The organism is Paucilactobacillus oligofermentans DSM 15707 = LMG 22743, assembly GCF_001434315.1.
GTDB lineage: Bacteria > Bacillota > Bacilli > Lactobacillales > Lactobacillaceae > Paucilactobacillus > Paucilactobacillus oligofermentans.
Genome location: NZ_AZFE01000009.1, coordinates 1 through 3,049 on the forward strand (window position 1 = coordinate 1; position 3,049 = coordinate 3,049).

The 3,049-nt window shown below is 49.6% G+C and carries 1 rRNA gene; it reads right to left on the minus strand.

Features of this window, described 5'->3' with window-relative positions:
* Positions 1-55: 55 nt before the first annotated feature.
* A 23S ribosomal RNA gene (locus FC70_RS02455) occupies positions 56-2,978 on the minus strand.
* Between the last annotated feature and the right edge of the window lie 71 nt (positions 2,979-3,049).

Consider the following 3,049-nt stretch of genomic DNA (forward strand, 5'->3'; position numbering starts at 1 on the left):
CTTGCGCTCTCAAAACTAAATAATATCAAAAATTTTTTAAACCGGACACCACTATGTGGTTAAGTCCTCGACCGATTAGTAATGGTCCGCTCCATGCATCACTGCACTTCCACTTCCATCCTATCTACCTCATCATCTTTGAGGGGTCTTACTCTCCCGAAGGAGATGGGAAATCTCATCTTGAGGCGAGTTTCACACTTAGATGCTTTCAGCGTTTATCTCATCCATACGTAGCTACCCAGCGATGCTCCTGGCGGAACAACTGGTACACCAGCGGTATGTCCATCCCGGTCCTCTCGTACTAAGGACAGCTCCTCTCAAATTTCCTGCGCCCGCGACGGATAGGGACCGAACTGTCTCACGACGTTCTGAACCCAGCTCGCGTACCGCTTTAATGGGCGAACAGCCCAACCCTTGGGACCGACTACAGCCCCAGGATGCGATGAGCCGACATCGAGGTGCCAAACCTCCCCGTCGATGTGGACTCTTGGGGGAGATAAGCCTGTTATCCCCAGGGTAGCTTTTATCCGTTGAGCGATGGCCCTTCCATACGGAACCACCGGATCACTAAGCCCGACTTTCGTCCCTGCTCGACTTGTCTGTCTCGCAGTCAAGCTCCCTTGTGCCTTTACACTCTGCGAATGATTTCCAACCATTCTGAGGGAACCTTTGGGCGCCTCCGTTACTGTTTAGGAGGCGACCGCCCCAGTCAAACTGCCTACCTGACACTGTCTCCCATCACGATAAGTGATGCGGGTTAGAGTGGTCATACAGCGAGGGTAGTATCCCACTAACGCCTCCACCGAAACTAGCGTTCCGGTATCTACGGCTCCTACCTATTCTGTACAAGCTGTACAAACACTCAATATCAAGCTACAGTAAAGCTCCATGGGGTCTTTCCGTCCTGTCGCGGGTAACCTGCATCTTCACAGGTACTTCAATTTCACCGAGTCTCTCGTTGAGACAGTGCCCAGATCGTTACGCCTTTCGTGCGGGTCGGAACTTACCCGACAAGGAATTTCGCTACCTTAGGACCGTTATAGTTACGGCCGCCGTTTACTGGGGCTTCAATTCTGAGCTTCGCCGAAGCTAACCCATCCTTTTAACCTTCCAGCACCGGGCAGGCGTCAGCCCCTATACTTCATCTTACGATTTTGCAGAAACCTGTGTTTTTGATAAACAGTCGCCTGGGCCTATTCACTGCGGCTGTACTTTCGTACAGCACCCCTTCTCCCGAAGTTACGGGGTCATTTTGCCGAGTTCCTTAACGAGAGTTCACTCGCACACCTTAGGATTCTCTCCTCGACTACCTGTGTCGGTTTGCGGTACGGGCAGTTAAATACTCACTAGAAGCTTTTCTCGGCAGTGTGACATCGGCAACTTCGCTACTATAATTTCGCTCCCCATCACAACTTGTCCTTGAAGAAAAAAGCATTTCACTCTTTTCAAGACTTGTTGCTTGGCCAGACATATCCAACAGTCTGGTTTGCTTAGCCTCCTGCGTCCCTCCATCGTTCAAACGCATTTAACTGGTACAGGAATATCAACCTGTTATCCATCGTCTACGCCTCTCGGCCTCGACTTAGGTCCCGACTAACCCTGGGAGGACGAGCCTTCCCCAGGAAACCTTAGTCATTCGGTGGACAGGATTCTCACCTGTCTTTCGCTACTCATACCGGCATTCTCACTTCTAAGCGCTCCACCAGTCCTCACGGTCTGACTTCATTGCCCTTAGAACGCTCTCCTATCACACAACCTAATGGTTGCATCCGTAGTTTCGGTAATATACTTAGCCCCGGTACATTTTCGGCGCAGAATCACTCGACTAGTGAGCTATTACGCACTCTTTAAATGGTGGCTGCTTCTGAGCCAACATCCTAGTTGTCTAAGCAACTCCACATCCTTTTCCACTTAGTATATATTTTGGGACCTTAACTGACGGTCTGGGCTGTTCCCCTTTCGACGATGGATCTTATCACTCACCGTCTGACTCCCGGACATAAATCAATGGCATTCGGAGTTTATCTGAATTCAGTAACCCATGACGGGCCCCTAGTCCAAACAGTGCTCTACCTCCATGATTCTAAGTCCGAGGCTAGCCCTAAAGCTATTTCGGAGAGAACCAGCTATCTCCAAGTTCGATTGGAATTTCACCGCTACCCACACCTCATCCCAGCCATTTTCAACTGACACGGGTTCGGTCCTCCAATGCGTTTTACCGCATCTTCAACCTGGACATGGGTAGGTCACCTGGTTTCGGGTCTACAACAACATACTTCATACGCCCATTTCAGACTCGCTTTCGCTACGGCTCCGACTTTTCTGTCTTAACCTTGCATGCAATCGTAACTCGCCGGTTCATTCTACAAAAGGCACGCTGTCACCCATTAACGGGCTCCAACTGATTGTAGGCACATGGTTTCAGGAACTATTTCACTCCCCTTCCGGGGTGCTTTTCACCTTTCCCTCACGGTACTGGTTCACTATCGGTCACTAGGTAGTATTTAGCCTTGGGAGATGGTCCTCCCGGATTCCGACGGAATTTCACGTGTTCCGCCGTACTCAGGATACAGAACTGAGGGTATTACGTTTCGCTTACGGGGCTATCACCCGCTCTGGCTCAGCTTCCCAGCTGATTCAACTACGTAATACTTTTGTAACTCAGATGCTCTGTCCTACAACCCCAAAGAGCAAGCTCTCTGGTTTGGGCTTTTCCCGTTTCGCTCGCCGCTACTCAGGGAATCGATTTTTCTTTCTACTCCTGCAGCTAATGAGATGTTTCAGTTCACTGCGTTTACCTTTGACTTAGCTATGTATTCACTAAGCAATAACTGACGATTAAATCAGCTGGGTTCCCCCATTCGGAAATCTCCGGATCAAAGTGTACTTACCACTCCCCGGAGCATATCGGTGTTAGTCCCGTCCTTCATCGGCTCCTAGTACCAAGGCATTCACCATGCGCCCTTTATAACTTAACCTTGTTGATTCCAACACTTACGTGTTGGCTGACAACAGATTAATTGAGTATATGCGATAACTCTTTAAAAAA